Origin of the sequence: Actinoplanes sp. NBRC 103695, from assembly GCF_030269485.1 — a bacterium.
GTDB lineage: Bacteria > Actinomycetota > Actinomycetes > Mycobacteriales > Micromonosporaceae > Actinoplanes.
In genome coordinates, this window is record NZ_BSTL01000003.1 from 175882 (window position 1) to 200947 (window position 25066).

The 25066-nt window shown below is 70.3% G+C and carries 25 protein-coding genes; 11 read left to right on the forward strand and 14 right to left on the reverse strand.

Annotation, left to right across the window (positions count from 1 at the left end; all coding sequences use genetic code 11):
- Nucleotides 1-11 precede the first annotated feature (11 nt).
- The 6 genes from QSK31_RS05645 (at nt 12) to QSK31_RS05670 (ending at nt 5627) form a co-directional block, all read left to right on the forward strand.
- Entirely contained in the window at nt 12-614 is a 603-nt protein-coding gene (locus QSK31_RS05645; protein ID WP_285681679.1) for a DedA family protein, read from the forward strand.
- Between the two features lie 89 nt (nt 615-703).
- Complete coding sequence (locus QSK31_RS05650) at nt 704-1174, forward strand: nuclear transport factor 2 family protein (RefSeq protein WP_285681680.1); 471 nt, start codon at nt 704-706, stop codon at nt 1172-1174.
- Nucleotides 1164-1481, forward strand: a complete 318-nt coding sequence (locus QSK31_RS05655) for a hypothetical protein (protein ID WP_285681681.1) — start codon at nt 1164-1166, stop codon at nt 1479-1481. Before QSK31_RS05650 ends, QSK31_RS05655 begins: the two co-directional genes overlap by 11 nt.
- A 65-nt stretch (nt 1482-1546) precedes the next feature.
- Complete coding sequence (locus QSK31_RS05660; RefSeq protein WP_285681682.1) at nt 1547-2635, forward strand: FAD-dependent monooxygenase; 1089 nt, start codon at nt 1547-1549, stop codon at nt 2633-2635.
- Between the two features lie 26 nt (nt 2636-2661).
- Nucleotides 2662-4395: a CocE/NonD family hydrolase gene (locus tag QSK31_RS05665; protein ID WP_285681683.1), complete on the forward strand. Its 1734-nt coding sequence runs from the start codon at nt 2662-2664 to the stop codon at nt 4393-4395.
- Nucleotides 4392-5627, forward strand: coding sequence for a metal-dependent hydrolase family protein (locus QSK31_RS05670; protein ID WP_285681684.1), 1236 nt, complete (start codon nt 4392-4394; stop codon nt 5625-5627). Before QSK31_RS05665 ends, QSK31_RS05670 begins: the two co-directional genes overlap by 4 nt.
- A gap of 15 nt (nt 5628-5642) precedes the next feature.
- On the opposite strand, the gene QSK31_RS05675 is transcribed toward QSK31_RS05670, so the two are convergent.
- From QSK31_RS05675 to QSK31_RS05730, 12 genes are read right to left on the reverse strand one after another with little or no spacing between them, the layout of a single operon-like run.
- Nucleotides 5643-6758: an MCE family protein gene (locus QSK31_RS05675; RefSeq protein WP_285681685.1), complete on the reverse strand. Its 1116-nt coding sequence runs from the start codon at nt 6756-6758 to the stop codon at nt 5643-5645.
- A complete protein-coding gene (locus QSK31_RS05680) occupies nt 6758-7969 on the reverse strand; it encodes an MCE family protein (protein WP_285681686.1) in 1212 nt (403 codons plus the stop codon). The genes QSK31_RS05675 and QSK31_RS05680 overlap by 1 nt, the downstream gene beginning before the upstream one ends.
- Nucleotides 7969-8967, reverse strand: a complete 999-nt coding sequence (locus QSK31_RS05685; RefSeq protein WP_285681687.1) for an MCE family protein — start codon at nt 8965-8967, stop codon at nt 7969-7971. The genes QSK31_RS05680 and QSK31_RS05685 overlap by 1 nt, the downstream gene beginning before the upstream one ends.
- A complete protein-coding gene (locus tag QSK31_RS05690; RefSeq protein ID WP_285681688.1) occupies nt 8964-9977 on the reverse strand; it encodes an MCE family protein in 1014 nt (337 codons plus the stop codon). The genes QSK31_RS05685 and QSK31_RS05690 overlap by 4 nt, the downstream gene beginning before the upstream one ends.
- On the reverse strand, nt 9974-10996 hold the full coding sequence (locus QSK31_RS05695; protein ID WP_285681689.1) for an MCE family protein: 1023 nt from the start codon (nt 10994-10996) through the stop codon (nt 9974-9976). The genes QSK31_RS05690 and QSK31_RS05695 overlap by 4 nt, the downstream gene beginning before the upstream one ends.
- A complete protein-coding gene (locus QSK31_RS05700; RefSeq protein ID WP_285681690.1) occupies nt 10993-12177 on the reverse strand; it encodes an MCE family protein in 1185 nt (394 codons plus the stop codon). The genes QSK31_RS05695 and QSK31_RS05700 overlap by 4 nt, the downstream gene beginning before the upstream one ends.
- Nucleotides 12177-12989, reverse strand: a complete 813-nt coding sequence (locus QSK31_RS05705) for an MlaE family ABC transporter permease (protein ID WP_285681691.1) — start codon at nt 12987-12989, stop codon at nt 12177-12179. Before QSK31_RS05705 ends, QSK31_RS05700 begins: the two co-directional genes overlap by 1 nt.
- A 1-nt stretch (nt 12990) precedes the next feature.
- Nucleotides 12991-13749, reverse strand: a complete 759-nt coding sequence (locus QSK31_RS05710; protein ID WP_285681692.1) for an MlaE family ABC transporter permease — start codon at nt 13747-13749, stop codon at nt 12991-12993.
- Complete coding sequence (locus QSK31_RS05715; protein ID WP_285681693.1) at nt 13746-14519, reverse strand: ABC transporter ATP-binding protein; 774 nt, start codon at nt 14517-14519, stop codon at nt 13746-13748. Before QSK31_RS05715 ends, QSK31_RS05710 begins: the two co-directional genes overlap by 4 nt.
- Nucleotides 14520-14535: 16 nt before the next feature.
- A complete protein-coding gene (locus QSK31_RS05720) occupies nt 14536-15486 on the reverse strand; it encodes a hypothetical protein (RefSeq protein WP_285681694.1) in 951 nt (316 codons plus the stop codon).
- A gap of 5 nt (nt 15487-15491) precedes the next feature.
- Nucleotides 15492-16256, reverse strand: coding sequence for a hypothetical protein (locus QSK31_RS05725; RefSeq protein ID WP_285681695.1), 765 nt, complete (start codon nt 16254-16256; stop codon nt 15492-15494).
- Nucleotides 16257-16280: 24 nt separating this feature from the next.
- Nucleotides 16281-16889 (reverse strand): hypothetical protein, encoded by a 609-nt coding sequence (locus QSK31_RS05730; RefSeq protein ID WP_285681696.1) that lies wholly within the window; start codon nt 16887-16889, stop codon nt 16281-16283.
- A gap of 316 nt (nt 16890-17205) precedes the next feature.
- Between QSK31_RS05730 and QSK31_RS05735 the strand changes: the two genes are divergently transcribed.
- The 3 genes from QSK31_RS05735 to QSK31_RS05745 are packed head-to-tail and all read left to right on the forward strand — an operon-like array spanning nt 17206 to nt 19718.
- The gene (locus QSK31_RS05735; RefSeq protein ID WP_285681697.1) at nt 17206-18438 is read left to right on the forward strand and encodes a PucR family transcriptional regulator; all 1233 of its coding nucleotides are present in this window, start codon (nt 17206-17208) and stop codon (nt 18436-18438) included.
- Nucleotides 18435-18947: an Rv1363c family protein gene (locus tag QSK31_RS05740; protein WP_285681698.1), complete on the forward strand. Its 513-nt coding sequence runs from the start codon at nt 18435-18437 to the stop codon at nt 18945-18947. The genes QSK31_RS05735 and QSK31_RS05740 overlap by 4 nt, the downstream gene beginning before the upstream one ends.
- Nucleotides 18948-18974: 27 nt before the next feature.
- The gene (locus QSK31_RS05745; RefSeq protein ID WP_285681699.1) at nt 18975-19718 is read left to right on the forward strand and encodes a hypothetical protein; all 744 of its coding nucleotides are present in this window, start codon (nt 18975-18977) and stop codon (nt 19716-19718) included.
- A 121-nt stretch (nt 19719-19839) separates the two neighbouring features.
- On the opposite strand, the gene QSK31_RS05750 is transcribed toward QSK31_RS05745, so the two are convergent.
- Nucleotides 19840-20874 (reverse strand): FG-GAP repeat domain-containing protein, encoded by a 1035-nt coding sequence (locus QSK31_RS05750; protein WP_285681700.1) that lies wholly within the window; start codon nt 20872-20874, stop codon nt 19840-19842.
- A gap of 276 nt (nt 20875-21150) precedes the next feature.
- Here QSK31_RS05750 and QSK31_RS05755 point away from each other — a divergent pair, with 276 nt between their 5' ends.
- Together QSK31_RS05755 and QSK31_RS05760 are read left to right on the forward strand one after the other, a co-directional pair.
- A complete protein-coding gene (locus QSK31_RS05755) occupies nt 21151-21351 on the forward strand; it encodes a hypothetical protein (RefSeq protein ID WP_285681701.1) in 201 nt (66 codons plus the stop codon).
- 61 nt (nt 21352-21412) lie between these two features.
- The gene (locus QSK31_RS05760) at nt 21413-22213 is read left to right on the forward strand and encodes a DUF6544 family protein (protein ID WP_285681703.1); all 801 of its coding nucleotides are present in this window, start codon (nt 21413-21415) and stop codon (nt 22211-22213) included.
- A gap of 144 nt (nt 22214-22357) precedes the next feature.
- Here QSK31_RS05760 and QSK31_RS05765 read toward each other — a convergent pair whose 3' ends face one another.
- Nucleotides 22358-24679, reverse strand: a complete 2322-nt coding sequence (locus QSK31_RS05765) for a DUF8189 domain-containing protein (protein ID WP_285681705.1) — start codon at nt 24677-24679, stop codon at nt 22358-22360.
- Nucleotides 24680-25066: the final 387 nt, after the last annotated feature.

Below are 25066 nucleotides of genomic sequence, written 5' to 3' on the forward strand. Positions count from 1 at the left end.
GGGCAGGGCGCATGATCGACTGGGTTGAGCTGACCGAGTCGCTGGGATCGTCGCCGTGGTTGTATCTGATCCTCCTGTCGGTGTCGTTGCTGGACTCGTTTCTGCCGCTGATCCCGAGTGAGCCCGTCATCATCATCGCCGGCGTCTTCGCTGCCACGGGGTCCGTCAACCTCGTGCTGGTCATCGGCGCGACCGCTGTCGGCGCCTTCCTGGGCGACCAGATTCCGTACGCGCTCGGCAGGCGGCTGAGCCTCAGGATCGGGAAGCGGCTTCCGCCCGGCTCCAGGCGACGTGCGACGCACGACTGGATCTCCCGGCACCTGGCGGCTCGCGGCGGATTCGTCCTGGTGAGCACCAGGTTCGTTCCGGTCGGGCGCTATCTCGTGACCGTGACCACCGGAATGGTGCGGTACGACTATCGGAAGTTCATGCTGTTCACCCTTCTCGGTGGCACCGCCTGGAGCGCCTACACCGTCATGACGGGTTACCTCGGCGGCGTGCTCTTCCAGGACAACGCGTTGCTGGCGTTCGCGGTCGGGCTGGGACTCGCACTCGTCCTGTCCGGTGTGCTGGAGGTGATCCGCCGGGTTCGCACTCGCGACACGGTGGCGTGAATGGGTGGTACCGCAATTGCGCGTGAGTAAATCGTCGCTTTACCACATCGCACTGGTTTACCATTACGCCGCGGTTTAGCGTGGTCGGCATGAACGTGAACGTGCTCGACCGTATTCGAATTTCCGACGTGGTCGCCAATCTCGCGCATGCGCAGGACGACAAGGACTGGGAACGCTTTCGGGATTTGTTCGCCGATCGCGTGACGCTGGACCTGACGGGGCGCTCCGGTGAGCCTGTCGAGGAGCTGACGGCGGATGAGATGACCGCCAAGGCCCGCGCGGTCATCGATGGATTCGCCTGCACGCATCACGCGAGTTCCAACCTGCTCATCGAGGTTTCCGGCACGACCGCGCGCTGCCGGGCCCACATGGTCGCCTATCACCACGTCCCGACGCCGGGCGTCGACCATCTCACCATGCGGGGCTACTGGCGGCTGGAGCTGGTCGACGCGAACCAGAGATGGGCGATCCGGCGGTGGGCGATCGTGCGGACCGCGCCGTGGGAAGGAAATCCGAACCTGTACGACATCGCCCGAGAAGGAGCTCACGGTGATCTATGAGATGCGTCGTGAGCCGGCGGTGCCGGGCCGGGGCGCGGAACTGGCCCGATGGATGGACGAGCAGGTCGTTCCGTTGCACGAGGCGAACGGGATGACCGTCGCGGGCACGTTCACCGACGCCGACGACGAGGATGCCTTCGTCTGGATCCGCGGGTTCCGCAGTGCTGAGGAACGAGAAGAGGTCGTGGAGCGGGTGCACCGCGATCCGCGCTTCGATTCCGAGATCAGGCCGCGCCTCGGGGACCTTCTCGCCGGCGAAGCGGTGACCGTGCGCCTGGCGCCGACCGAGCGTTCCCGGCTGCGCTGACTGCCCGAACCCGCGTCCGGCGCGGAGACGTAACGAATTCATGGCCGATTCAGGAGGTAGGACACGTGCGTGCAGTAGTGGCCGGCGGCGGGATCGTCGGGCTCACCAGCGCGATCGCGTTGCACCGGCGGGGCATCGAGGCGGTGATCCATGAGCAGGCGCCCGCGATCCGTGCGGCGGGTGCGGGGCTCGGCTTGTGGGCGAACGCCGTGGCGGTCTTCGACGAGCTGGGACTGGGTGAGCAGGTACGAGCCATCGGCAGACCGGCGGAGATGTATTTCCGGGACCACACCGGCGAACTGATCCGTCCTTCCGGGTTCTCGGAGGACGACCACCGGTATCTGCTCGTGCACCGCGCCAAGTTGAACGAGCTGCTCGCTGACGCGGTGGGCAAGGACAACATCCGCCTGAATTCGCGACTGGTCGGCTACGAGGAGACCGGCGCCGGTGTCACGGCCCACTTCGACGACCGGACGAGCGTTGAGGCGGACGTCCTCGTCGGCGCCGACGGCGCGTACTCCGCCGTTCGTTCCCTGCTGCTGCCGGGCAGCGACGCCGTCGAGCACGAGGGCCATCACGCCTGGCGCTCGGTGGTCAGGCCGCCGGCGGGCGTCACCATCGACGAGGGCGTCATCGTGCTCGGTGAGAACCGTACCCGTGGAGGGTTCGTGCCCACCGTCGACGGCACCGTGTACTGGCTGGTCAACCAGTTCGACGTGGACTCGTTGCGGGGCACCGCGAAAGAGCAGGCCGCGCAACGGGCCGGGTTCCTCGACACGACGGGCTGGAACCCGGTGTTGCCCGCCCTGATCGCATCGACGCCGGACGACCAGGTGCTGCACAACCAGATCATGCTGGTGCCGCCGTTGTCACGGTGGGCGTCGCCTCGGGTGGTCCTGGCCGGGGATGCCGCACACGCGCTTTCTCCGCACATCACCGCGGGTGCGTCGTTGGGCGTCGAGGACGCGCTGTTGCTGGCCCGGCTGCTCGCCTCGTCCGACGAAGTGTCCGCCGCGCTGGCCGCGTACGAGCGGGACCGGATTCCGCATTACCGCAAGGTCGCCGAGTTGTCCCAGAAGGTGGAGGACTCCGTGACGCCGGAGGAGTTCGCCTCCCGTTACGTGGCGTTCAGCCACTGGATGCTCAGCCGGTAGTGGCGTCGAACGAAAGGGAGAATCAGGTGGGTCTGTGCATCGACACCGACGTCGCCGTGCCGGTGCGCGATGGCGTCACGCTGGCGACCGATCTGTGGCGACCGGCCGGGACCGGACCGTGGCCGGTTCTGCTCGCTCGTACTCCGTACGGCAGGACCTCCACCGCCCACCTGGGCAACCCGAAGCTGCCCGACATCCGCGCCCTGGCCGACAGCGGTTACCTGGTCGTCGTCCAGGACGTACGCGGCACCGGGCAGTCGCCGGGACGGATGGAGCCGCACCGTTTCGATCAGAGCGACACCGTCGACACCCTGGCGTGGATCGCCGACCAGGACTGGTGCGACGGCCGGGTGGGGATGTGGGGCGCTTCGTACATGGGCTTCTCGCAGTGGCAGGCGGCAACGCAGGCGCCGCCGGAGCTCCGCGCGATCGCGCCCATGATGACCTCGGCGGACGTCTACCGGGCCTGGTACCCGGCCCGGGGCGCGGTGTCGCAGAGTACGTTGTTCAACTGGTCGGCCCGCATGGCCATGGCCAACTTGTCGCGCCCGGGGAACGACGGACCGTCGGACCCGCGGGACGTGGCACAGATCCGGGCCGCGCTCGAACGCCCCGAAGACCTGTACGCGCTGCCGACCGGCGACCGGGGCGCCCTCGCGCGGGGACTTCCCTGGATGGGCGAGATGCTCGCCCACCCCGGCCATGACGCGTACTGGAAGCCGTTGGCCTCGTTGGACCGCAGCTCGGCGATCACCGTTCCCGCGTTGAACGTGACCGGCTGGTACGACGTGTTCGCGCGAGAGGTGGTCCGCTCGTACACCACCATGCGCCGGGACGGCGGCAGCGTGCCGGCCCGGGAGGGCCAGCAACTGATCATCGGCCCGTGGGGTCACGGTGATGGCGCGGACCTGGGAATCTTCCCCGACCGCTCGTTCGGCCCCGCGGGGTCCGTCAAGGCGGCGGCGATGACGCAGGCCCATCTGCGCTTCTTCGACCGGTGGGTGAGAGGCCGCGCCGACGTCGACCAGGGTGCGCGGGTGCGCATCTTCGTGATGGGCCCGGACCGGTGGCGGGAGGAGGACGACTGGCCGCTGCCCGACACCCGGTACGAGGAGTACTTCCTGCACAGCGCGGGGCGGGCCAACAGCTCGGAGGGAGACGGGCAGCTGCACCGGAGCCCCGCCGCCGAGGATCGCAGCGACACGTTCTCCTACGATCCGCTCGACCCCGTCCCGACGGTGGGCGGAGCGACACTCGGCGTCGACGGGTTCGCCGGTCCCGCCGATCAGGCGGACGTGGAACGTCGCGACGACGTGCTCTGCTACACCAGTCGATCCCTCGAGGAACCGCTGGAGGTCACCGGCCACGTCGCCCTCACCGTGCATGTGTCCTCGTCGGCGGTGGACACCGATGTCACGGGCAAACTCGTCGACGTCTTCCCCGACGGTCGCGCCATCATCCTCTGTGAAGGCCTGTGCCGGATGCGGTACCGAGCCGCGGCGGGCCCGCCCCGGCCGCTGGTGCCCGGCCAGATCGTCGAGGCCACGATCGACATGGGTGTGACGTCGACCGTCTTCGCTCCCGGGCACCGCATCCGGCTCGAGGTGTCCAGCAGCAACTTCCCGCGATACGACCGCAACACCAACGGCGGCGGCACCTTCGCGTCCACGACGGACATCCGGGTCGCCCGGAACCGGATCTTCCATGGACCGGCGCATCCCAGCCGGCTGACGCTGCCGGTGATCGCGAGGCCCGCATGAGCACGCGCATCGAGGCGGACCTGCTGATCCCGGGCCGTGGTGCACCCGTCCGCGACGGTGTCGTCGTCATCGACGGGCCCGTCATCGCCTACGCGGGTCCGCGCGACGGCAGCCCGATCGGTGCCCCGGCGGTCGCGCCGGTGCGGGCCCGCACCGTCATGCCGGGAATGTGGGACTGTCACACGCACGTCAAAGGCGGTCGTCCGGGCACCTTCGACTCCGCCCAGCTGGTGCAGGAGCATCCGGCGACGCGGGCCGCCCGTGGCGTACAAGGTCTCCGCCGTGCCCTCGACGCCGGCGTGACGAGCGTCCGTGAGCTCGGCGGAATGGGTCTGCACCTCGCCCCGGTCGTCGCCGAGGGCTACCTGCCCGGCCCTGCCATCTATGCCGCGGGAGCCATTCTGTCCGCCACCGGCGGCCACGGCGACATCCACAGCCTGCCCAGTGAATGGGTCCACGACTGTGCCCGGATGGGCACCGGATTCCGGCTCGCCGACGGCGAGGCCGAATGCGCGAAGGCGGTCCGGGAACAGCTTCGCCGCAACGCCCGGATCATCAAGGTGTGTGCCTCCGGCGGCGTGCTCAGCGTCATCGACGACCCGATCCACCAGGAGCTGACGGTGCGGGAGCTGCGCACCGTCGTCGAGGTCGCCGGGCTCGCCGGACGTAGCGTCGCGGCGCACTGCCACGGCAAGCCGGGAATCATGGCGGCCCTGGAGGCGGGTGCGCTCACCATCGAGCACGGCAGCTACCTCGACGACGAGGCCTGTACGGCGATGAGCGAGGCCGGCGCGATCCTCGTGCCCACCCTCACCATCGTCCGGGAGCTGCTCGACGACGGTGGGCTGCCACCGTACGCGGCTCGCAAGCTTGCGGGAATCGCACAGGTCCACCGGAGCAACGTCGCTCGCGCCCACCAGGCCGGGGTGCGGATCGCGATGGGGACGGACATTCAGAGCAGCGGCGACGCCCCCGCCGCCTGGGGACGCCACGGGCGCGAAGCGGTGTTGCTCAATGACATCGGCATGGACGCGCTGGACGTCATCGAAGCCGCCACCGCCAACGGTCCCGCCACCCTCGGGCTGCAGGCGCCTCGCTCCGGCCTGCTGCACCCGGGCTTCGACGCGGACATCATCACCGTCGACGGCGACCCGCTGCGCGACCTCTCGTTACTCGCGGACCCGTCCAGAATCACCGCGGTCTGGCAGGCCGGCATCCTGGTGAAGGGCTGACCCGCGCGCAGCCGCTCATCTCCTACCTCGCGGGGCGTTCGCCGAGCCGCGGACGTCGACGCCGGTGTCCGGGGACAGCGAGCAGTGCGCCGCGGTGTTCAGGCCGGGGGCGGGCGTCGTGTCGAGCCCGTTGCGGTACGTCGTGCCGTCGTACCCGCTGAGGCACGGTGGCGGGTTGAAGAACGTGGTGACCAGCCCCATCTCGATGCCGTCCGGGGTGATGGCCGTCGAACCGGCCGCCGTCACGGATGGCAGCGTCACCAGCGCCTGCTCCAGGCCGTCGCGGCGGATCAGCGCGATGTCCGAGGTGGTGAGCAGATTGCTCAGCAGCACGCCGAGGCTCGGGTCGGTGTCCTCGAGCAGCCCGCTCACCTGGTCCGCGGCCGCGGGGGCGGCGAGGATGAGGCGCCGCAGGTCCGGGTCGGAGCTGTCCAGTTGCGCGTTGAGAAGGTTCAGGTCACGACTGAACGAGCGCAGCGCGTCGCTCGAGTTCTGCTGCGTCCGGAGCACCACCCGCCCGTTGTCGAGGAGCTGGGTCGTGGGACCGATGTTCTCCGACGCGGCGCGGGTCAGGTCGCCGCCGGTGTCCAGCAGGATCTGCAGGTTCTGGCCCTGGCCGGCCAGGGCCAGGTTCAGTTCGTCGACCACGGTGCGCAGGGAGTCCTTGGGCACCGAGGCGGCCAGGTCGTCCACCGAGGTCAGGACCGTGGTGACCGGCAGCGGGAGCCGGGTGTCGGCACGCCTGATGTGCGACCCGGCGGCCAGGAAGGGTCCGCCGTCGCTCTTCGGGCGCAGGTCGACGTACTGCTCGCCGACCGCGGACCGGTTCGCGACCACGGCCTGCACCTCGGCCGGGACGGGTGGCGCGGAGTCGTCGATCTTGAGGTCGGCCTCGATGCCGTCGCCGGTCAGCCGCATGTCGCCGACGCGCCCGACCGCCACGCCCCGGTAGGTCACCTCCGCGTTGGTGAAGATGCCGCCGGCCTCGCCCAGCTCGAGGTGGACCACGTAGTAGCCGCTGTGCCCGACGAAACGGCCCAGGTCGGCGTAGCGCAGCCCGATGAAGCCGATCACCAGCGCGCCGAGGACGACGAACAGGACGATCTTGGCCTTCGCACCGATCGTCAGCATCAGCCGGTACCTCCGGGGGACGGTTCGAGCGACGGTGGTGGCTCCGACGAGGAAGGGGACGACGATGGGGCCTCCGGAGAAGGCGAAGAGGCCGGCGGGACGGAGCTGACGGAGGGCAGGGGAAGGGGCGGAGCGCTGGAACGGGGTGAGGGACGGGTCGAGGCCGGGGCGCGACGCTGCTGGTACGTCTTGGCCGCGGCGGCGATGGCGTCGCCGGGCGTCAGCGGCGGGATGACGGTGGTGCCGGGCGCCGCGACCAGCGACAGGTACACGTTCAGATAGTCGCCCTTGATCGCGTCGAGGGCGGCGTCGGTGAACGGGTAGGTCAACAGGATCTGCAACGCCTGCGGGAGGGTCTGCCCGGCGTTGCTGAGCTGTCGCAGCACCGGTTCCAGCAGTTCCAGGTCGGCCACGAAGTCGGCCTGGCTCCGCTCGATGGTGTCGACCGCCGTACGCGACAGGGCGTCGAGCGACTGCAGCATCGTGACCAGCTCGCCGCGCTGCTGCTCCAGCACCCGCAGGCCGGGGGAGAGGTCGTCCAGAATGGTGCCGATCTGCTGGTCCCGCTGGGCCAGCGCGCCCGCGAAGCGGTTGAGCCCGTCGATCGCGGCGGTGATGTCCTTCCGGTTCGCGTCCAGGCTCGACATCAGGGTGTCGATGTTCTTCAGCAGCGCCCGGACCTCCGGCTCGTTGCCGTCCAGCGCTTCGTTGAGCTCCGCGGTGATGGTGCGCAGCTGGGCGATCCCGCCGCCGTTGAGGAGCATGGAGAGGGCGCCGAGGACCTCCTCCACCTCCGGGTTGCGGTTCGTCCGGGCCAGCGGGATCTCGGCGCCGTCGCTCAGCGTCCCGGCGCCGGAGCCGTCGGCGGGCGCGGCCAGCTGGATGTACTTCTCGCCCAGCAGGCTCGACTGATGCAGGCGAGCCACGGCGTTGGCCGGCAGGTGGACGGATCCGTTGACCAGCAGGGTGACCCGCGCCGTCCAGCTCCCGACGGGCAGCTCGATCTTCGCGACCCGCCCGACCGGCACGTTGTTCACCCGTACCGCCGCCTGGGGAACCAGGTCCAGGACGTCGGCGAAGTCGGCGACCACCCGGTACGGGTGGTCGCCCAGGTCGGCGCCGCCGGGCAGCGGCAGGTCGGAGGCGCCGGAGAAGGAGCAGCCGGAAAGCAGCAGCGTCACGACGGCGGGGAGGACCAGCAGGCGGCGCATCAGCGTCCTCCCACAGCGGGCAGGGGCAGGGGAGTGAGTTCCCTCAGGTTCCCCCGGCCTTCGAAGGACCCGGTCTTCGGGTTGTACGCGCCCATCACGTTGGTGAGCGCCAAAGGTGCCACGTCCAGCGCTTCCTCGAGCGAGGCGCGCTGGCTGAGCAGGGTCTCGGTGATCGGCGCCAGTTTGTCCACGTTGGCTTTCAGCAGGGCGCGGTTGTCCTTGATGAAGTCGCGCACCTGGATCAGGGCGGTGGCGAGCTCGTTGAGCGCGGCGGCGAGTTCCTCCCGGTCGTCGGCGAGGAAGCCGGCCACGTCGCGCAGCTGGGTCTCCGCCGTGCGTACCTGTTTGTCGCTGTCCCTCAGCATGGCCGTGAAGCGCTCGAGGTTGGCGATCGTGCCGAACAGGTCCGCCTGGGAGCCGGACAGCGTACGCGTGGCCTTGCCGAGGTCGGCGATGCTGTTGCCCAGCGCCTTCCCGTTGCCGTCCAGGTTGGCGGCGCCGGTGTCCAGCAGGTCGGAGAGGGCGCCGTCGCGGTTGGCGCCGTCCGGTCCCAGCGCGGTGGCCAGCCGGTTGAGGCTCTCGTAGAGCTGGTCGAGTTCGACCGGCGTGGCGGTGCGGTCGGCCGGGATCTCGTCGCCGTTCGCCATCTTCGTGCCGCCGGTGTAGGGCGGGCTGAGCTGGACGTACCGGTCGCTGACGACGCTGGGCGCGACGACCACGGCCAGGGCGCCGGCCGGCACCTCGATCCCGCGGTCGATCGTGATGCCCACCCGTACCCGTGTCCCCTGGGGTTTGACCGAGGTGATGGTGCCGACCGGCACGCCGAGCACCCGCACGGCCGAGCCGGCGTAGACGCCGACCGCCTCGCTGAAGTACGCGACGATGCGCTTGGTGCCGAAGTCGCGCATCACCAGCCAGGCCAGCGAGCCGGTGAAGACGATCAGGACCGCGAGGAGCGCCGCGAGCAGACGGCCCTCCCGGGGCAGTGCCGGGCTCATCGCGAGCTCCCTGTCCGAGGTGGGATGCAACCGGTCGCGGGCGGGGTGCTGCCGGGCGGCAGGTACGAGCCGGGCACCAGGCCGCACAGGTACGCGTCGAACCAACGGCCGTTGCCGATGGCGTTGCCCACCATCCGGTAGTACGGACCGGCCAGCGCGAGTGCCCGGGTGAGGTTGTCCTGGTTGCGCTGCAGCACGTCGGTGACCCGGTCCAGCGAGGCCAGCGCCGGGCCCAGGGTCGCGGTGTTGTCGGCGACCAGCCCGGAGATCTGCGCGGCCAGTTGCTGAGTGCCGGTCAGCAGCGCACGGATCGCGTCGCGCCGCCGCTGAACCTCGGCCAGCAGCAGGTTGCCGTCGGCGAGCAGAGCCTGGAACCGCGCGTTGTCGTCGGCCAGCCGCCCGGTGATCTGCCTGGTCGCCGCGAGCAGCTCGGCCAGCTGGGTGTCCCGGGAGGAGATCGTGCGGGAGAGGTCGGACAGTCCCCGCAACGCCCCCTGCACCGAGTCGGGCGTGTTGCGGAAGGTCTGCGACATCACCGTGAAGCTCTTGGCCAGCGCGTCGGTGTCGATCTGGTCGACGGTGTCCGACAGCTGGCCGAACGCCTCGGTGACGTCGTACGGCGAGGCCGTCCGGGCGGCCGGGATGGTGGTTCGCGGGTTCTGCTCCGCCGCGCCGAGCGGGTCGAGAGCGAGGAACTTCTCGCCGAGCAGGGTCTTGATCCGGATTGCCGCGGTGCTGGCGTCGCCGACCCAGGTGTCCTTGACCCGGAAGCCGACGCGCACCAGGCCGCCGTGCAGCGCCACGCGCGTGACGGTGCCGACCTTCACGCCGGCCACCCGCACCTCGTTGCCCGTGCGCAGTCCGGCCGCCTCGGTGAAGTCCGCGGTGTAGGTCGTGCCGCCACCGACGATCGGGAGGCGGTCGGCGTTGAACGCGAGCAGCGCCAGCACGGCGGCGAGGACGATGCCGAGGACGCCGGCCAGCGCGGGACGACGGGTGGGCCGGCTCACTGGCACCTCGCCTCGGTCACCGGAAGGCCGGTCGGCGGCGGGCTCCCGTCCGAGGTGGCGACCCCGCTGACGGTCGCCGAGCAGAGATAGAAGTTCAACCAGCTTCCGTACGACGCGGTCCGGCCGATGTCCTCCATCTTCACCGGCAGCCGCCGCAGGAACGTGTCCAGCTCGGGGCCCTCGGTCAGGTTGGCCGACACCTCGCCGAGCGCGATGATGTCCTGCCGGAGCGGCTCCCGTCCGTCCTTCAGCAGACCGGCCGTGGTGGTGGTCAGATCGCCGATCGCGTCGATCGCCGTGCCGATCGGCTTCCGGTCGCGGGCCAGCCCGGACACCAGCTCCTGCAGGGTCGCGATCAGGGTGGAGAGTTCGTCGCCGCGGTCGTTGACGGTCTTCAGGACCGCGTTGAGGTTGTCGATGACCTTGCCGATCACCTCGTCCTTGGCGGCCAGGGTGGAGGTCAGCGACGCGGTGTGGGCCAGCAGACTGTCGACCGTGGTGGCCTCTCCCTGCAGGACCTGGACGACCTCGTTGGCCAGCTGGTTGACGTCCTCGGGGGCGAGCGCCTGGAACAGCGGCTGGAACCCGTTGAACAGCTCGGTGAGGTCCAGCGCGGGTGTGGTGCGCCCCAGCGGGATGGTCTGCCCGGGCGCCAGGGCCTGACCGACCGGGCCTGCCCCCTGGCCCAGGGTGATGTAACGCTGCCCGACCAGGTTGCGGTACTTGATGGTGGCGGTCACCGAGGCCGGCAGGGTACGTGCGGCGTCGACGGTGAACCGCACCTCGGCGACCCGGCGGTCGACCACCCGGATGCCGGTCACCTGGCCCACCCGCACCCCGGCGATGCGGATGTCGTCGCCGTCGGACAGCCCGGCCACGTCGGTGAACCGGGCCCGGTAGGACTGGGTCTCGCCGACGCTGGTGTTGGCGATGCTCAGGCCGAGGACGGCAGTGGTGATCACCGTGACGACGGCGAAGACGGTGCCCTTGACGGCCGGGCCGGCGATGCTTTTCGTCATGGGGTCAGCGACACCTCCTGGCCGCGGAAGATCGGGCCGACGAGCAGGCTGCTCCACGGCGGCAGCGACCGCGGCGCGACGTCGAGCGAGGCGGCCATCAGCTCGTTCAGGTACTCGCTCTCCTGCGGGGCGTTGGCCAGGCCGTACGGCGTGGGGTAGCAGGCCGGCCCGCTCTTGTCCCGGTACACCGGGTCGTCCTTCCCGGGCAGGTACGCCCCGCGCGACCGGGTGACGTGCAGCTTCACCCGCAGTCCCGGGTCCGATGTGCCCTTGCCGAGGGCCTGGTCCATGTCCGCCGCCGTGTCGGTGAGCTGTTGCAGGACGCAGGGGAACTCGGGCGCGTACTCGGCCAGCACGGCCAGCGTCGGCCGGCTGTCGGCGGACAGTCGCACGATGGTGTCCCGGTTCTTCAGGAGGAACGCGTTCGTGTCACCGCCGGCCGAGGTCACCGACGAGAACACGGCGCGGAGATTGTTCTGCTGCTCGACCAGGGTGCGGCTGGTGACGCTCAGGTGGGTCAGCGCGTCGGTCAGGTCGGGCGCCGCGTCCGCGTAGCTGTTCGCCACCGCCACCAGCCGGGTGATGTTCTCGTTCAGCTTCGGCAGCGACGGCTCGAGTTCGGTGAGGTACGCGTTGAGTTCGGTCAGCGTCGTCCCGAGCTGGGCGCCCCGGCCGTCCAGTGCCCGGGCGATGGCGGTGAGCGTCACCGACAACTTCTGTGGCTGCACCGCCTGCAGCAGGGGCAGCAGATCGGCGAGAACCCGCTCCAGCTCGATCGCGCCGGCCGAGCGGTCCTGCTGGATGACCGTGTGCTCGGCCAGCCGGGCCGGGCCGGGGCGGCTGGGCAGGACCAGGGCGACGTACCGCTCGCCGAACAGGGTGGTCGGCAGCAACCGCGCCGTGATCCCGGCCGGCAGCAGCGGGAACTGATCGGGCCGCAGCGCCAGTTCCAGCCGGGCGCCGGCGCCGGTCGACGAGATCCGGCGGACCTCGCCCACCACGATGCCGCGGGCCTTCACCTCGGCGCCCGGGTGCATGTTGTTGCCGGCGCTGTCGGTCGCCACGACGACCATGGCGGCCGGGGTGAAGTGCCCCTGATAGCGGGCGACGACGAACCAGACCAGCAGCACGATGACCGCGAGGAACGCGAACCCGGCCAGGCGGCGGCTCAGCACGGTCATCAGCCGGCCACCTTGACCGTCGTGGTGGCTCCCCAGATCGCCAGGCTGAGGAAGAAGTCGGTCAGGCTGATCAGCACGATGGCGCTGCGGACGGCACGGCCCACTGCCACACCCACACCGGCCGGTCCGCCGCTCGCCCGGTAGCCGTAGTAGCAGTGCGTCAGGATCACCAGGACGCTGAAGACGAGCACCTTGGCGACCGACCACAGGACGTCCTGGGCCGGGAGGAACAGGGCGAAGTAGTGGTCGTACGTGCCGGCGGACTGGCCGTTGAACACGATGGTCGTCCAGCGGGAGGCGGCGTAGGAGCTGATCAGGCCCATGCCGTACAGCGGGATGATGGCCACGAAACCGGCCAGCACCCGGGTGGTGACCAGGTAGGGCAGGCTCGGGATGCCCATCACCTCCAGCGCGTCCACCTCCTCGGAGATGCGCATCGCGCCGAGCTGAGCGGTGAACCCGGCGCCGACCGTCGCCGACAGGGCCAGGCCGGCCACCAGGGGTGCGATCTCCCGGGTGTTGAAGTAGGCCGAGATGAAGCCGGTGAAGGCGGAGGTGCCGATCTGATCCATCGCGGCGTACCCCTGAAGCCCCACGACCGTGCCGGTGAACATGGTCATCGCGACCATCACGCCGACCGTGCCGCCGATCACGCCCAGGCCGCCGCTGCCGAACGCGACCTCCGACAGCAGACGCAGGATCTCCCGGTAGTACCGGAACAGCGCCCGCGGCACCCACAGCGCGACGCGTACGTAGAAGCCCAGCGAGTCACCGAGGGTGTCCACCGGCGACAGAGCCCGATTCCATCTCATCTCAACCCCCCTTCGGTGGTACGACGCGCAGGTAGATCGCCGTGATCACCAGGTTGACGAAGAACAGCAGCAGGAAAGCCATCACGACGGACTGGTTCACCGCGTCACCGACCCCCTTGGGGCCGCCCTTGCTGCCCAGCCCCCGGTTGGCGGCGACCACCCCGGCGATGAAGCCGAAGATCAGCGCCTTGATCTCGCTGATCCACAGGTCGGGCAGGTGCGCCAGGGCGGAGAAGCTGGCCAGGTACGCCCCCGGCGTGCCGTGCTGCATGACGACGTTGAAGAAGTACCCGCCGATCACGCCGACGGTGGAGACCAGCCCGTTGAGCAGGACGGCGACGCCCATCGCGGCGTGCACCCGGGGCACGACCAGGCGCTGGACCGGCGAGATGCCCATCACCTCCATCGCGTCCATCTCCTCCCGGATGGTGCGGGCGCCCAGGTCGGCGCAGATGGCCGAGCCACCCGCCCCGGCCACCAGCAGCGCGGTGACCAGCGGGCTGGCCTGCTGGACGATGGCCAGCACACTGGCCGCGCCGGTGAACGACTCCGCGCCCAGCTGCCGGGTCAGCGAGCCCACCTGCAGGGCGATGACCGCGCCGAACGGGATCGAGACCAGCGCCGCCGGCAGGATCGTCACGCTGGCGATGAACCAGAACTGCTCGACGGTCTCGCGGACCTGCGGCCGCCTGCTGAACGACAGCCGGGCCACCTGGGCCGCGAGCGTGAACACCCGGCCGGTGTCAGCCAGGACGTTCATGCTTTGTCCTTCTCCTCGGACATGCCGATGGGTCCGTCGCGCCGGCCGTTGAGGAACTGCTCCACCGCGGGCTCGCCGCTGGTGAGCAGCACCTCGCGAGGCCCGAAGGCGACGAGTTCCCGGCGGTACAGCATGCCGATGTTGTGCGAGACGGTCCGGGCCATGTCGATGTTGTGGGTGACGATCAGCATGGTCGCTCGGATCTGGGCGTTGAGGTCGATCAGCAGCTGCGACAGGTAGGCCGTCCGCACCGGATCCAGCCCGGAGTCGGGCTCGTCGCAGAGGATGAACTCGGGGTCGAGGACCAGCGCGCGGGCCAGGCCGGCGCGTTTACGCATGCCGCCGGAGATCTGGCCGGGCAGCTTGGACTCGGCCCCGCTCAGGCCGACCATCGCCATCTTCTCCTCGACAGTGGCCCGGATGTTCCGCTCCGTGCGACGGGTGTGTTCGCGCAGCGGGAAGGCGATGTTGTCGAACAGGCTCATCGAGCCGAACAGCGCGCCGTCCTGGAACATCACGCCCATCAGCCGCCGGGTGCGGTAGAGCTGGCGTTCCCGGCAGGAGGCGATGTCCACGCCGTCGATCACGACCCGGCCGCGGTCGGGCTTGACCAGGCCGACGAGGGTCTTGAGGAAGACCGTCTTCCCGGTGCCGGACGGGCCGAGCATGACCGAGATCTCGCCGGCCGGCAGGGTCAGCGTGACGTCGCGCCACACCGTGTGCCGGTCGAAGGACTTCGTCAGCCCGTCGGCCGCTACCTCGATGCCCATCCACTCTCCTCGGTCGTCATCGTTGCGGCTCCGGGATCACGGGCGGGCACCCGTTGGCGCCACTGATGTCGGGGGAGCAGAGGTTCCCCTGGATCATCTTCGTGTAGTTGCCCGGACCGGACACCGACGCCGTGAACAGCGGGGTCAGGTCCTCGCCGTCGTCGCCCACGCAGTCGGTGAACGGGGGGATGTCGGTGGTGCCGACGAGCGGCCCACCGCGGGCGACGGTGTATCCGCTGGGCGGGATGGTGGAGTTGTCACCCGATCCCGAGAGGCGGAGGTTGTCCTCCTCCGGATCGAGGGTGTGACACACACCGGTGTTCATCGGCACGCCGTTGACCTCGACATCGGTGAGCTGGATCGTGACCTTGCCGGACAGCGTGGTCGAGACCAGAGTGTGCTGGCCGTTCGCCTGCGTCGTCTCCGCGGTGCCGGAGATCGGGCCGACCAGCCTGAGGTGCATCTTCGCGCTGACCGGCATGAAGCCGAAGGTCAGCAACGTCTGGGCGGCCGGCGGGAACTCCCCTTCCCGCATGTCCGGGGTGATGCCGTTGGGCTCCAGCATGAACTTGTAGTCGGTCACGGTGTGCCGGACGCCGCCCCGGGGGACGCACAGGGCGAGCGGGATGGTCGACGGCACGCAGAAGCTCCGGTTCGCGGTGATGACCACGCTGGCCAGACCGGGGTCGGGGACGCCGAGCAGGACCGCGCCGTTCAGTTTGTTCACGTTGGCGTAGCCGACCACGTACGCGCAGCCCAGCTGCTGGAGCTCACCCGGCACGTGGAACGCGCTGCACGCGGGCGGGGTGGGCCGGGGGGCGGCTGCTTGCGGGACCGCGCGGCCGGTCCGGTCAGTGCTGGCCGGCGCGGCCGAGGTGAGCGTGCCTGCGGCCGCGAGGGCTAGGCAGACCATGGTCAGCCAGCGCCCCGGCCGCAGCAGCGACCGGGGCGTGGCGGTTCTTCCCACGCGCACTACGGCGACGTGATCTGCAGGCCGGAGTCGAGCACGTACGGCGTGTCGGTGCCGAACGGGTCCTCGGCGTCGGCGGTGGCGTAGTACGCGCCGATGTCGCCGTTGTTCACCTCACCGAGGCAGCCGCGGACGTTGTTGATCGTCAGCGGCCCGTGCGGCAGCGTGACCTCGCCCCCGACGCCGGTCCCGTACTCCGGCGCGATGTCCGGGGTGACGTTCAGCGAGGTGGTCGCGTTGTCGTAGTACACCGGAGCGTCGCCCGAGACGGTGAACGAGCAGGCCGGCATGGACACGTTGACGTTCTTGATGTGGATGTAGCCGTTGCCGTTCGCCGGGGTGACTCCGTCCGACTTCACACCCGGGTACTGCTGGATGACGATCTCGTACGGCGTGTCCGTCGCGATCGAGGTCACGGATCCGAGCAGGCTGGTGCAGCCGCCGGCGGTGTTGAACAGCAGGCTGTCGATGCCGCCGCCGAGCGACGCGGGCAGGGCCGCACCCGCCTGGTCGGGCAGCGCGCCGGTGCCCTGCGAGCCGTAGTTCTGGCCACCGCCTGCCGTGCAGGTCAGCGTGACCCCGGAGTTGAGATCCAGGAACGAGCTGTGCGAGGTGACGGCGGTGTACGCGCCGCCCTCCGACGTGCTGGTGATGGTGATGCTGTCGGCGTCCGCGGCGTGAACCGCGCCGGCGCCGATCAGGACGGCCGCGCTGGTCGCGGCGGCGCACGAGAACAGGGCGCCGGTCACGCGTGTACGCATTCTCATCGTTGTCTCCTCAGTGGGGGATGCTCAGCCGAGGACGGCTGGGCCGAGGGTCAGGGCGAGCGTGTTGCCCGGCCCCGGGATGACCAGGTTGATCAACCCGGTGTTCAGCAGGCAGTGCTCGAACGGCGGGATGGTGTACGTCCCGGAGACCGTGCCGCCGCGCAACACGCTGAAGCCGGGCTCCGAGTTCAGGGGGATCTCGGCCGGGGTGACGGTCTGGCAGCGGTTGCCGACGAAGGCGGGCAGGCCGGCGATGGTGAGGCGGGTCAGCCGCATGGTGATGTGCGACGTGCTCTGCATCGCGCCGGTGTTCAGGTTCAGCGTGCCGGTGGTCGGCTCCGCCTCGCTGAGCTCGACGGTCGCGCTCACCGGGATGATGCCGAGCTCCTTGAAGTTCCCGGTGGCCGGGGGCAGGGAGACGGCGGCGGTGAGCGCGCCGCTGTCCAGGTTGACGGTGGCGCGCAGGGTGCCCGGACCCAGCGGCAGGTCGGAGTCGTTGGAAGCGATGTGGCTGGCGCCGTTGATCGGATAGGTGGCGTTGATCTCGGCCACGGCGGCGGCGGGTGAGGCGCTGACGCCGATCGCCGTCGCGGCCATCACCGCGACGAGAACACTTGCTGTCCGTACGCGCATTGGCACTCTCCTGTCGGGAACGCTCCGCTGGTCTTCTCCCGAGCCCGCTCGGCGCCGTGCGCAGGACTTCGGATTGATGGCCGTCAGTGGCTCGGAGGCGGCCTCGGCGGTAGGTTACTGGCGGGTTACATAGGGCCACAAGCAGTCATGACGATGAATTGTTGCGGCGGTCACCCGGCCGCGATTTCTTATCACTTATGGCGAAGAGTTCCGGGATCTCTTGTCACTACCCGCGCATTTGCGCCAGCTCGGTCGAGATGGACTATGTTCGATGCCTGCGTCCAGGCGCAGGGGTTTCAGGGAGGTGTGGTCGTCGATGACCCGTCCGCTGCAGGTCGACGGCCAGGCTGCGAAAAACGGCCGGGCGCGACCGGGGGAGATGTTCCCCCGTCACATGGCCGTCATCATGCGGGCCGAGCTGCCGAGCCTGGCCGCGGACATCATCGCCGAGATCCGCGAGACCATCCCGGAGTACGCGCGTCCCATGGACGGCCCCTACGGCCAGACGATGCGGCTGGGCGTCGAGCACGCCCTCGAGTCCTTCGTCGACCAGGTCGCCGACCCGTCCGCCTCCCACCAGGGCTGGGACTGGGTCTTCCGGCGGCTCGGCCGGTACGAGGCGAACGAGGATCGCAGCCTGGACAGCCTCCAGGCGGCGTACCGGGTCGGCGCCCGGGTGGCCTGGCAGCGGGCGGTGAAGGTGGGCCGGCGGGAAGGCCTCGCGTCCTCGATCATGTTCCAGCTCGCCGACGCGCTGTTCGGCTACATCGACCAGCTGGCCACGCTGTCCGTCGAGGGCTACATGGAGGCGAAGGCACGCTCCGCCGACGCGCTCATCCAGTGGCGCCGCCGGCTGCTGCGGCTGATCCTGGAGTCGCCGCCCGCCCCGGAAAGCGCCGTGAAGGACCTGGCCAACCTGGCCGGCTGGACCGTGCCCGACGAGGTGACCATGATCGCGGTCGGCCTCGGCACGCAGGACGTGACACCACCTCTGGACGACGTGCTGTCCGACCTGGACACCATCGAGCCGTACCTGCTGGTGCCCGGGCGGCTGTCCGCGGATCGCCGGACCGGCCTGATCGAGGAGTTCCCCGGCAGCCGGCTCGCGGTCGGTCCCACGGTGCGGCTGAGCGCGGCGCCGGACTCGCTGCGCTGGGCCCGGCAGGCGCTCGCGCTGGGTGAGTCCGGCGCCATCGATCCCGAGCCGGCGATCCTGTGCGAGGACCACCTCTGCGAGATGCTGCTGTTCTCCGACTGGCCGCTCGTCGAGCAACTCGCCGACCGTGAGTTCGCCGCGGTCCGTGACCTCACCGCGCACCGCCGGGACCGGCTGATCGAGACGCTCGAGGCCTGGCTGGAGGCGCGCGGCTCGGCTGCCAAGATCGCCGAGCGGCTGCGGGTGCATCCGCAGACCGTCCGCTACCGGATGCGTCAGCTCGAGCAGAGCCTCGGCGAGCAGCTCGACGACCCCGACTCGCGCTTCGCCATGGAGTTGGTGCTGCGGGCCCGGCGGCTGCACGAGCGCACCACGCGTGGGGGTGTCCGATGACCCGTCCCCGCTCGCTCGTACTGGTGGCGCTGGTCCTCGCCCTGGTCGCCGCCGGCGCCGCGGGGTGGACGGGCTGGTCGTGGTGGTCGGCCGCGCACGACGACTCGCTGCGCTACTCCCAGACCCGCGACGAGGTTCTGCGCAGCGCCCAGCAGGCCGTTCAAAACCTCAACACCCTCGATTACCGTACGGCGGAGAGCGGTGTCGATCTCTGGGTCGAATCCACCACCGGCACCTTGCGTGACCAGCTCACCCAGGGCCGCCAGAACTTTCTCACGCAGATCCGGAAGGCGAAGACCGTCACCACGGCGAAGATCCTCGACGGCGCGGTGACCGAGCTGGACGATCGTGCCGGCAAGGCGAGCGTCATCGTGGCCATCGAGCTGACCGTGACCCCGGCGGCCGGCCGGCCGACCACCAAGCGGGAACGGCTGGCGGGTCAGCTCACCCGGACCGGGTCGACCTGGAAGCTCAGCTCCATCGGACAGGTACCGGTCTCCGCGGCCTGAGCCCGCGTACGGAAGGAACCAGCGCGCATGCCGACACCAACGTCCGAGCCGCCCAGCCGGACCGTCGCCCGGCGCCTGACGCGGCGCCGGACGCTCGTCGACCGGACACCGCCGGCGCCGGCCGATTCCTCAGCGGCCGATTCCTCAGCGGCCGACTTCTCATCGGCCGACTTCTCATCGGCCGGCTCCTCGCCGGGCGATCAGTCCCCGCCGCGTGCTCAGCCCCTGTCGCCCGCGAGGCGGGCCTGGCTACCGGCGTTGATCCTCGGCGTGTGCGCGGTTCTCCTGGGCGGGCTGGCGGTGTGGTTCGCCCAGCAGGCACACCAGGTGCGCGCCGCGGCGGGAACCAACACCGCGCTGACCGACAACGCCGCCACCAGCGAGGCGAACGGTCAGGTCGCCACCGCGGTCAACACGCTCTTCTCGTACCACTACAACGACCTCGACAAGACCCAGCAGGCCGCCCGGACCCTGCTGACCGGCAAGGCCGTCTGCCAGTACGACCAGCTGTTCGCGGTGGTCCGGCAGCACGCTCCCCAGCAGCGTCTGGTCGTCACGGTCACGGTCACCAACAGCGGGGTGGAGATGCTGACCGGCAACCGGGCGCGGGTGCTCGTCTTCGCCACCCAGAGCGACACCAGCACGGCCACGAAGCAGACGGCCACCGCGGGCGCGATGTTCGCGGTCGACGCGGTGCGCCGGGACGGATCCTGGAAGGTGGAGAACATCGACACCTTCAACGGGGAGTCGCAGACCTCCAGCTGTGGCTGACCTCCAGCTGTGGCTGACCTCCAGCTGTGGCTGACCTCCAGCCGCGGCTGACCCGGCCGCACGGATCAGGCACAGCGAAAGACCCGGGCGCAGCATCGCGCCCGGGCCTTCACCGACCGGATCAGAAGATGTAAAGCGCGTTCCAGCCGTTGCCGATCGAGAAGTCGGCGTCCGAGCCCTCGCCGGAGTCGGGCGCGGAGACGATGACCGTGTTGTTGACCTGGATCAGCAGGTCGGGCATCGGCTCGTAGCCGGCGTCGGAGTAGACGTTGCCGGCCCCGACCAGCTGACGGACGGCACTGTAGTCACCGACGTCCGCCCGGTTCCCGGCGTCGATCGGGCTGTCGCCGTCCCGGCTCGGGTAGAGGAACAACTCGCCGGCGCTGTCCCGGTAGAACAGCTCCGTGCGGCCGTCCCCGGTGATGTCGCCCAGCGAGGTCAGCAGGCCACCGGTGAAGCTGCGGCCGATCACGGCCGGGCTGCCGGCGAGCGGGTTGGCCCCGTTACCGGTACCCCGGTAGAGCAGCAGCTCCCCGTTGGTCTTGTGGGCGATCAGGTCGTCGAGGCCGTCGCTGTTGAAGTCACCGACGCCGACGATCGACTTGAACGTCTGCCAGCTGCGGCCCACCTGGACGCCCGGCCGGAAGACCGAGGGCGCGGTGCCGGTGCCCTCGTAGAAGAACAGCGCACCGGCCGTGTTGCGAGCCAGGACGTCCGTCTTGCCGTCGGCGTTGAAGTCGCCGTGCTTCACGATGGTGGTGAACTGGCTCCAGCCGCGCCCGACGCTGAAGCGAGCGCCGAAGACCGCCTTGGACCGCGTGCCCGTGCCCGGGTACACGTACCCGGTGCCGGGGTAGATCCACAGCGTGCCGGTCCCGTCGACGGCGCCCAGGTCGGGCCGCCCGTCGCCGGTGATGTCGCCGAAGGTGAGGCTGTCGGAGGCAAGGGCCTCGGCGCCCTTGGCCTTGCGGTTCTTGCCGGCCTTGGCGGCCAGGTCGGCGAGCGTCGACTTGATGGTCTCCGAGCCCGACCCGTTGCCCGGGTCGGTGGCGGCGCCGGCGGCGCCGCCGAACAGCACAGTCGTCGCCGTGACGGTGGCGGCGACGAGCGCGATGGCGGCCGGCCGAGCGGCACGCCGGAAGAGGGACTTACTCATGCAGAGGACTCCCCGTAGACAAGGCGCCGCACTGAGGACGGCGGCGCGATTGGCCCGGAAACCGTATCGATACATGGGTGATCGTCACAGCCCCGGCCTTCGATTGATGCCGATGTGTCCAGCTATCGATTAGGTCACAGGGCGCGCCGCCCGATGGGGGTTGTTCAACCCTCACCGGCCGGGTTACGCGTCAGTAGCGTCGTCGTTCGAGAGGGCGGCGACCCACCTGCTCGGATGGGTGGCGTGCGGGGCCGCCACAGAGGGGGGAGTGTCAGCATGATGTTCCGGATGTTCGGCCCGCTCGAGATCGATCTCGGTGACGTCTGTGTGCGTCCGGGTCCCACCAAGTCCCGCCGGCTGCTGTTCATCGCGCCCGACGACGCTTTCGGCCCGCTCGGTCAGCGTGACGACCTTTGCGTGCCGCGTGGCGCCGCCCAGGCGTACGGTTGTCGTGTCGTCCTGGACCCCGGCGGCTGACAGGTGCGCGATTGGTCGAATCGATCGCGCAGCCGGCTGACCGTTCTTGAAGGACTCGCTCGTGACCGTCGAATCGACGAACGCACGCCACCGGACGCCTGTCCCGCCAGGGCTGACCGACGACGCTCGAAGTGACTGGGCCGACCTTCGCACGCCGACCATGGCGCCCGCACACTTCCACCCCGACATGACCGCCGACCTGCCCGAACCGGTCCGGCGATGGCTGACGTACGCGATCGCACCGGGCACCCCGATGCTGTTGTCCGTCGAACTGGCGACGCACGGTCAGATCCGGATCGGTGGGTGGCGCGGCTACACCGCCGTTCAGGAGACCTCGGCCCTGCGTGGCTTCGTGTGGGCGGCCAACGCCCGGGCGATGGGGATGCCGATCATCGGCTTCGACCGGTACAGCCGCCACACCGGCCAGATGCGGTGGCGGGCTCTCGGCGCCATACCGGTGACGGCCGGCGCGGGTCCGGACGTGACGCGCAGCGCCGCCGGCCGGCACGCCGGCGAACTCCTGATCAGCCTGCCCGCCGTCGCGCTGAGCCCCCAGGTCAAATGGCGTGCGGTCGACACCGGCACGATCGCCGCCCGGATCAAGGTCGGCAACGGCTTTCACGAGGTCACCCTGAGCGTTTCCGACGAGGGCGCCCTCACCTCGATGGTGATGTCCCGCTGGGGTGCCACGGGCCGGGGATCCTTCGCCGAGCGGGTGTTCGGCGCCGAGCTGGGCGCGGACGCGACATTCGACGGTTTCACCATCCCGTGCGAGGTCACCGCCGGCTGGGATCGAGGTACCGACGAGTGGGCCGGCGGCCAGTTCATCCGCTACACCGTGGACGACGCCCGATTCCGCTGATCGGCCGGGATGCGGATCGTCACTCCCAGGGGAAAGGCCACCGGCGGGCTGCCGGTGGCCTTTCCTTACCCTGCTTTCCCGGTCAGACCGTGGTCGGCATCCCGCTTTCCCGGTCAGACCGTGGTCGGCATCCTGCTTTCCCGGTCAGTCCGCGGTCGGCGGGACCGGGACCGAATGGCCGGTGAAGGTGACCGGCGCCGTCTTCTTCGAAGCTCCCGACACCTCGCGGACGTAGACGCGGGTGGCGTCGCTCGCGTTGCGGAAGACGACCGCCCAGGTCCGGCCCGAGGCGTTGGTGATCGGGGCGATCGTCGGATCGGTGGCCGACACGTCGGCGCCGGTCGGGTCCAGCGGCGCCCAGTCGCCCCAGGCGTTCGAGTCCGGTGCGACCTCGAAGACGCGGTGGATCTGGTTGTCGCTGCCTCGCGCCACCACCGCGGTCCGGCCGGTGGCGGGGTCGACGACGGCGACCGGGGCGCCCGCCGCGGTGAACGTGCCCACGGTCTGCCAGGCGGCCGGCCACGTGCCGGCGGCGTCCTGGATCTTGGTCAGGATGCTGCCGTCGCCGGCCCGCACGAACACCCGCAAGCGGGATCCGGAGAGCAGCGCGGCCGGCTTGTCCTCGACACCCGCGGCGCCGATCGTGGCCCAGGCGCCGATCGTGCCGTCGTCGGCGTAGCGCACCGTGCGGACCGCGCCGGACCAGTCCCGCGCGAACAGCTGCTGGCCGCCGGTGACCGGAACCGCGGTCACCGAGCCGGCCAGGTCCTGGTCACCCAGGTTGCGCCAGTACGACGTGGTGCCGGTGACCAGCCGGTGGTGCCACAGCGCCCCGTTGTCGTCGATGCCGAAGTTGACGTTGACGCCGGTGGAGAGGCTGACGGGGGCCGGCGGAGAGTCCATCGTGCCGCCGCCGTTGCCCCACTTGTTGTAGGTGGCCGCCCCGACCGCGGTCTGGCTGGCCACCCAGTAGCCGCCCAGCACGTTCTGCACGGTCACCTGGATCCGGCCGTCCGGGTACGCGTTGACGCCCGGCTGCCCCGCGTACGGCTCCTCGGTCGCCGGCGCCTCGCTCCACGTCACGGTCGAGAAGTCGTCCGGGTCGTTCTGGTGGCCGAGCCGCAGCACACCGGTGTTGTCCACGTAGGCGTACTCGATCGTCCCCAGCGTCCCGCCCGGGTTCGCCGGCTGGATGACCGACGTCGGCGAGTTCTGCGCGATCGGCAGCGGCGGGAGCGACTCGGCGAACCATCCCTGCAGGTCGACGACGAGGCGCACCGTACCCGTGGAGACGCTCTTGACCCTGATCTTGCCGTCGGTGCCCGGCCGGATGACGGCCATGCCGGCGCGGGCCTTCCCGGCGTTCCAGGTCGACACCGAGCTGCCCGGTTCGGTGTTGCCCACGCCCCACGACTTGAAGTAGCCGTTCTGCGCGGGGCTGTTGGCGGCGAAGTTGAGCGCCAGGCCGGCGATGCCCCGGGTGGGCAGGCCGTTGGTGCCACCGACCGCGACGTCGACCGTCCCGTTGGCCGGCAGCGTGGTGTCGATCAGACGCTTGGCCAGCGGTCGGAGCCCGGCGCCGGTGACGCTGAGATCGGTGTGGTAGCCCAGGAGACGGACCAGCACGTTGATCGTGCCGGCGCTGTGGTTGACCAGGTTGACCCGGCCGTCCGCCGCGACCCGGATCATCGTGCCCGAGGAGGTCGTGCCGGTGTCGAAGGCGAGGTTGGCGGTCTCACCACTGCCGCCGGTGGGCGTGGTGCCGACCCACCCCTCGGCGGTGGCGCCGGCCACCTGCAGGTCGACGAAGACCGTGGGGGAGCCGGCCGGGACCTTCCCGCCGAGCAGGTTGACCGTACGGCTGCCGTTGGCCGGGATGGTGCCGGCCGGGACGCCGACCCCGCCCGAGGTGTTCAGCACGGTGGGGTTCGAGGGTACGGCGACGAAGCCGCCCGGACCGCTCGTGCCGCGGACCGCCGTGTAGTAGCCGAGCACGTCGACCAGGACGTCGATGTTGCCGGCCGAGTTGTACAGGTAGAGCTTCCCGTTCGCGCCGACCTCGACGATCGCCGAGTTCGAGAGGTTGTCGGCGGCGGCCACGTTGAGGGTCGCGACGCCCGGCCGGGCCGTCACGTCGCCCTTCCACAGGGTCAGCCAGGTGGCGGCCGTCGGCGCCTTGGTGGTCACGTTGACCAGGACGGCACGGACGTTGGTCGCGGGCACGCCGGCCACGCCGAGGACCTGGAACTGGGTGGTGCTGGCCGGGCCGCGTACCCCCTTGGTGGTTCCGACGCCGGTCAGCGTGTTGAGCACGCGTCCCATGCCGGTCGACAGCGCGACGTAGTCGCCACCCTGGCCGGCGTCATCCGCCCGGGCGGGCCGCGCCGCGGGCAGCGCCACCACTGTGCCGACGGCTACCACCAGCGCCAACAAGACGTGGCGGAATCGCCACCGATGCCTCGTCATTCGTGTGTTCCTCCCCGTGAGATCCGGGGGAACAGCCCACGCACGACCTGCTCCCCCGAACAGCAAAGATGTCAGCGGCCGAACGGCGGCGCGGGCGACGTTGTGCCTCGCGGAGCCGGGCGTTCTCTCCTGGCGCTGATAGAGACGTTGAGCGTCGTTGATGTTACGGAAAACGATCACCGGCGTCTGCCCCGCGCTGTTCCGGACGGGCTCGATGCCCCGGCAAACGGCCTCGTGACCTCTTGGCGTGAGACCAGGCGCGGGCTGGTGGCTCAGCGGGTGATGCCGTACCGGCGCTGGATGAGGCGTTCCGCGGTGGTGCGGGGGATGAGCAGAGGACCCCGAAGCCGGTGCCGCCGGCGCAGGGTGCAAACCTGAGGGCAAATG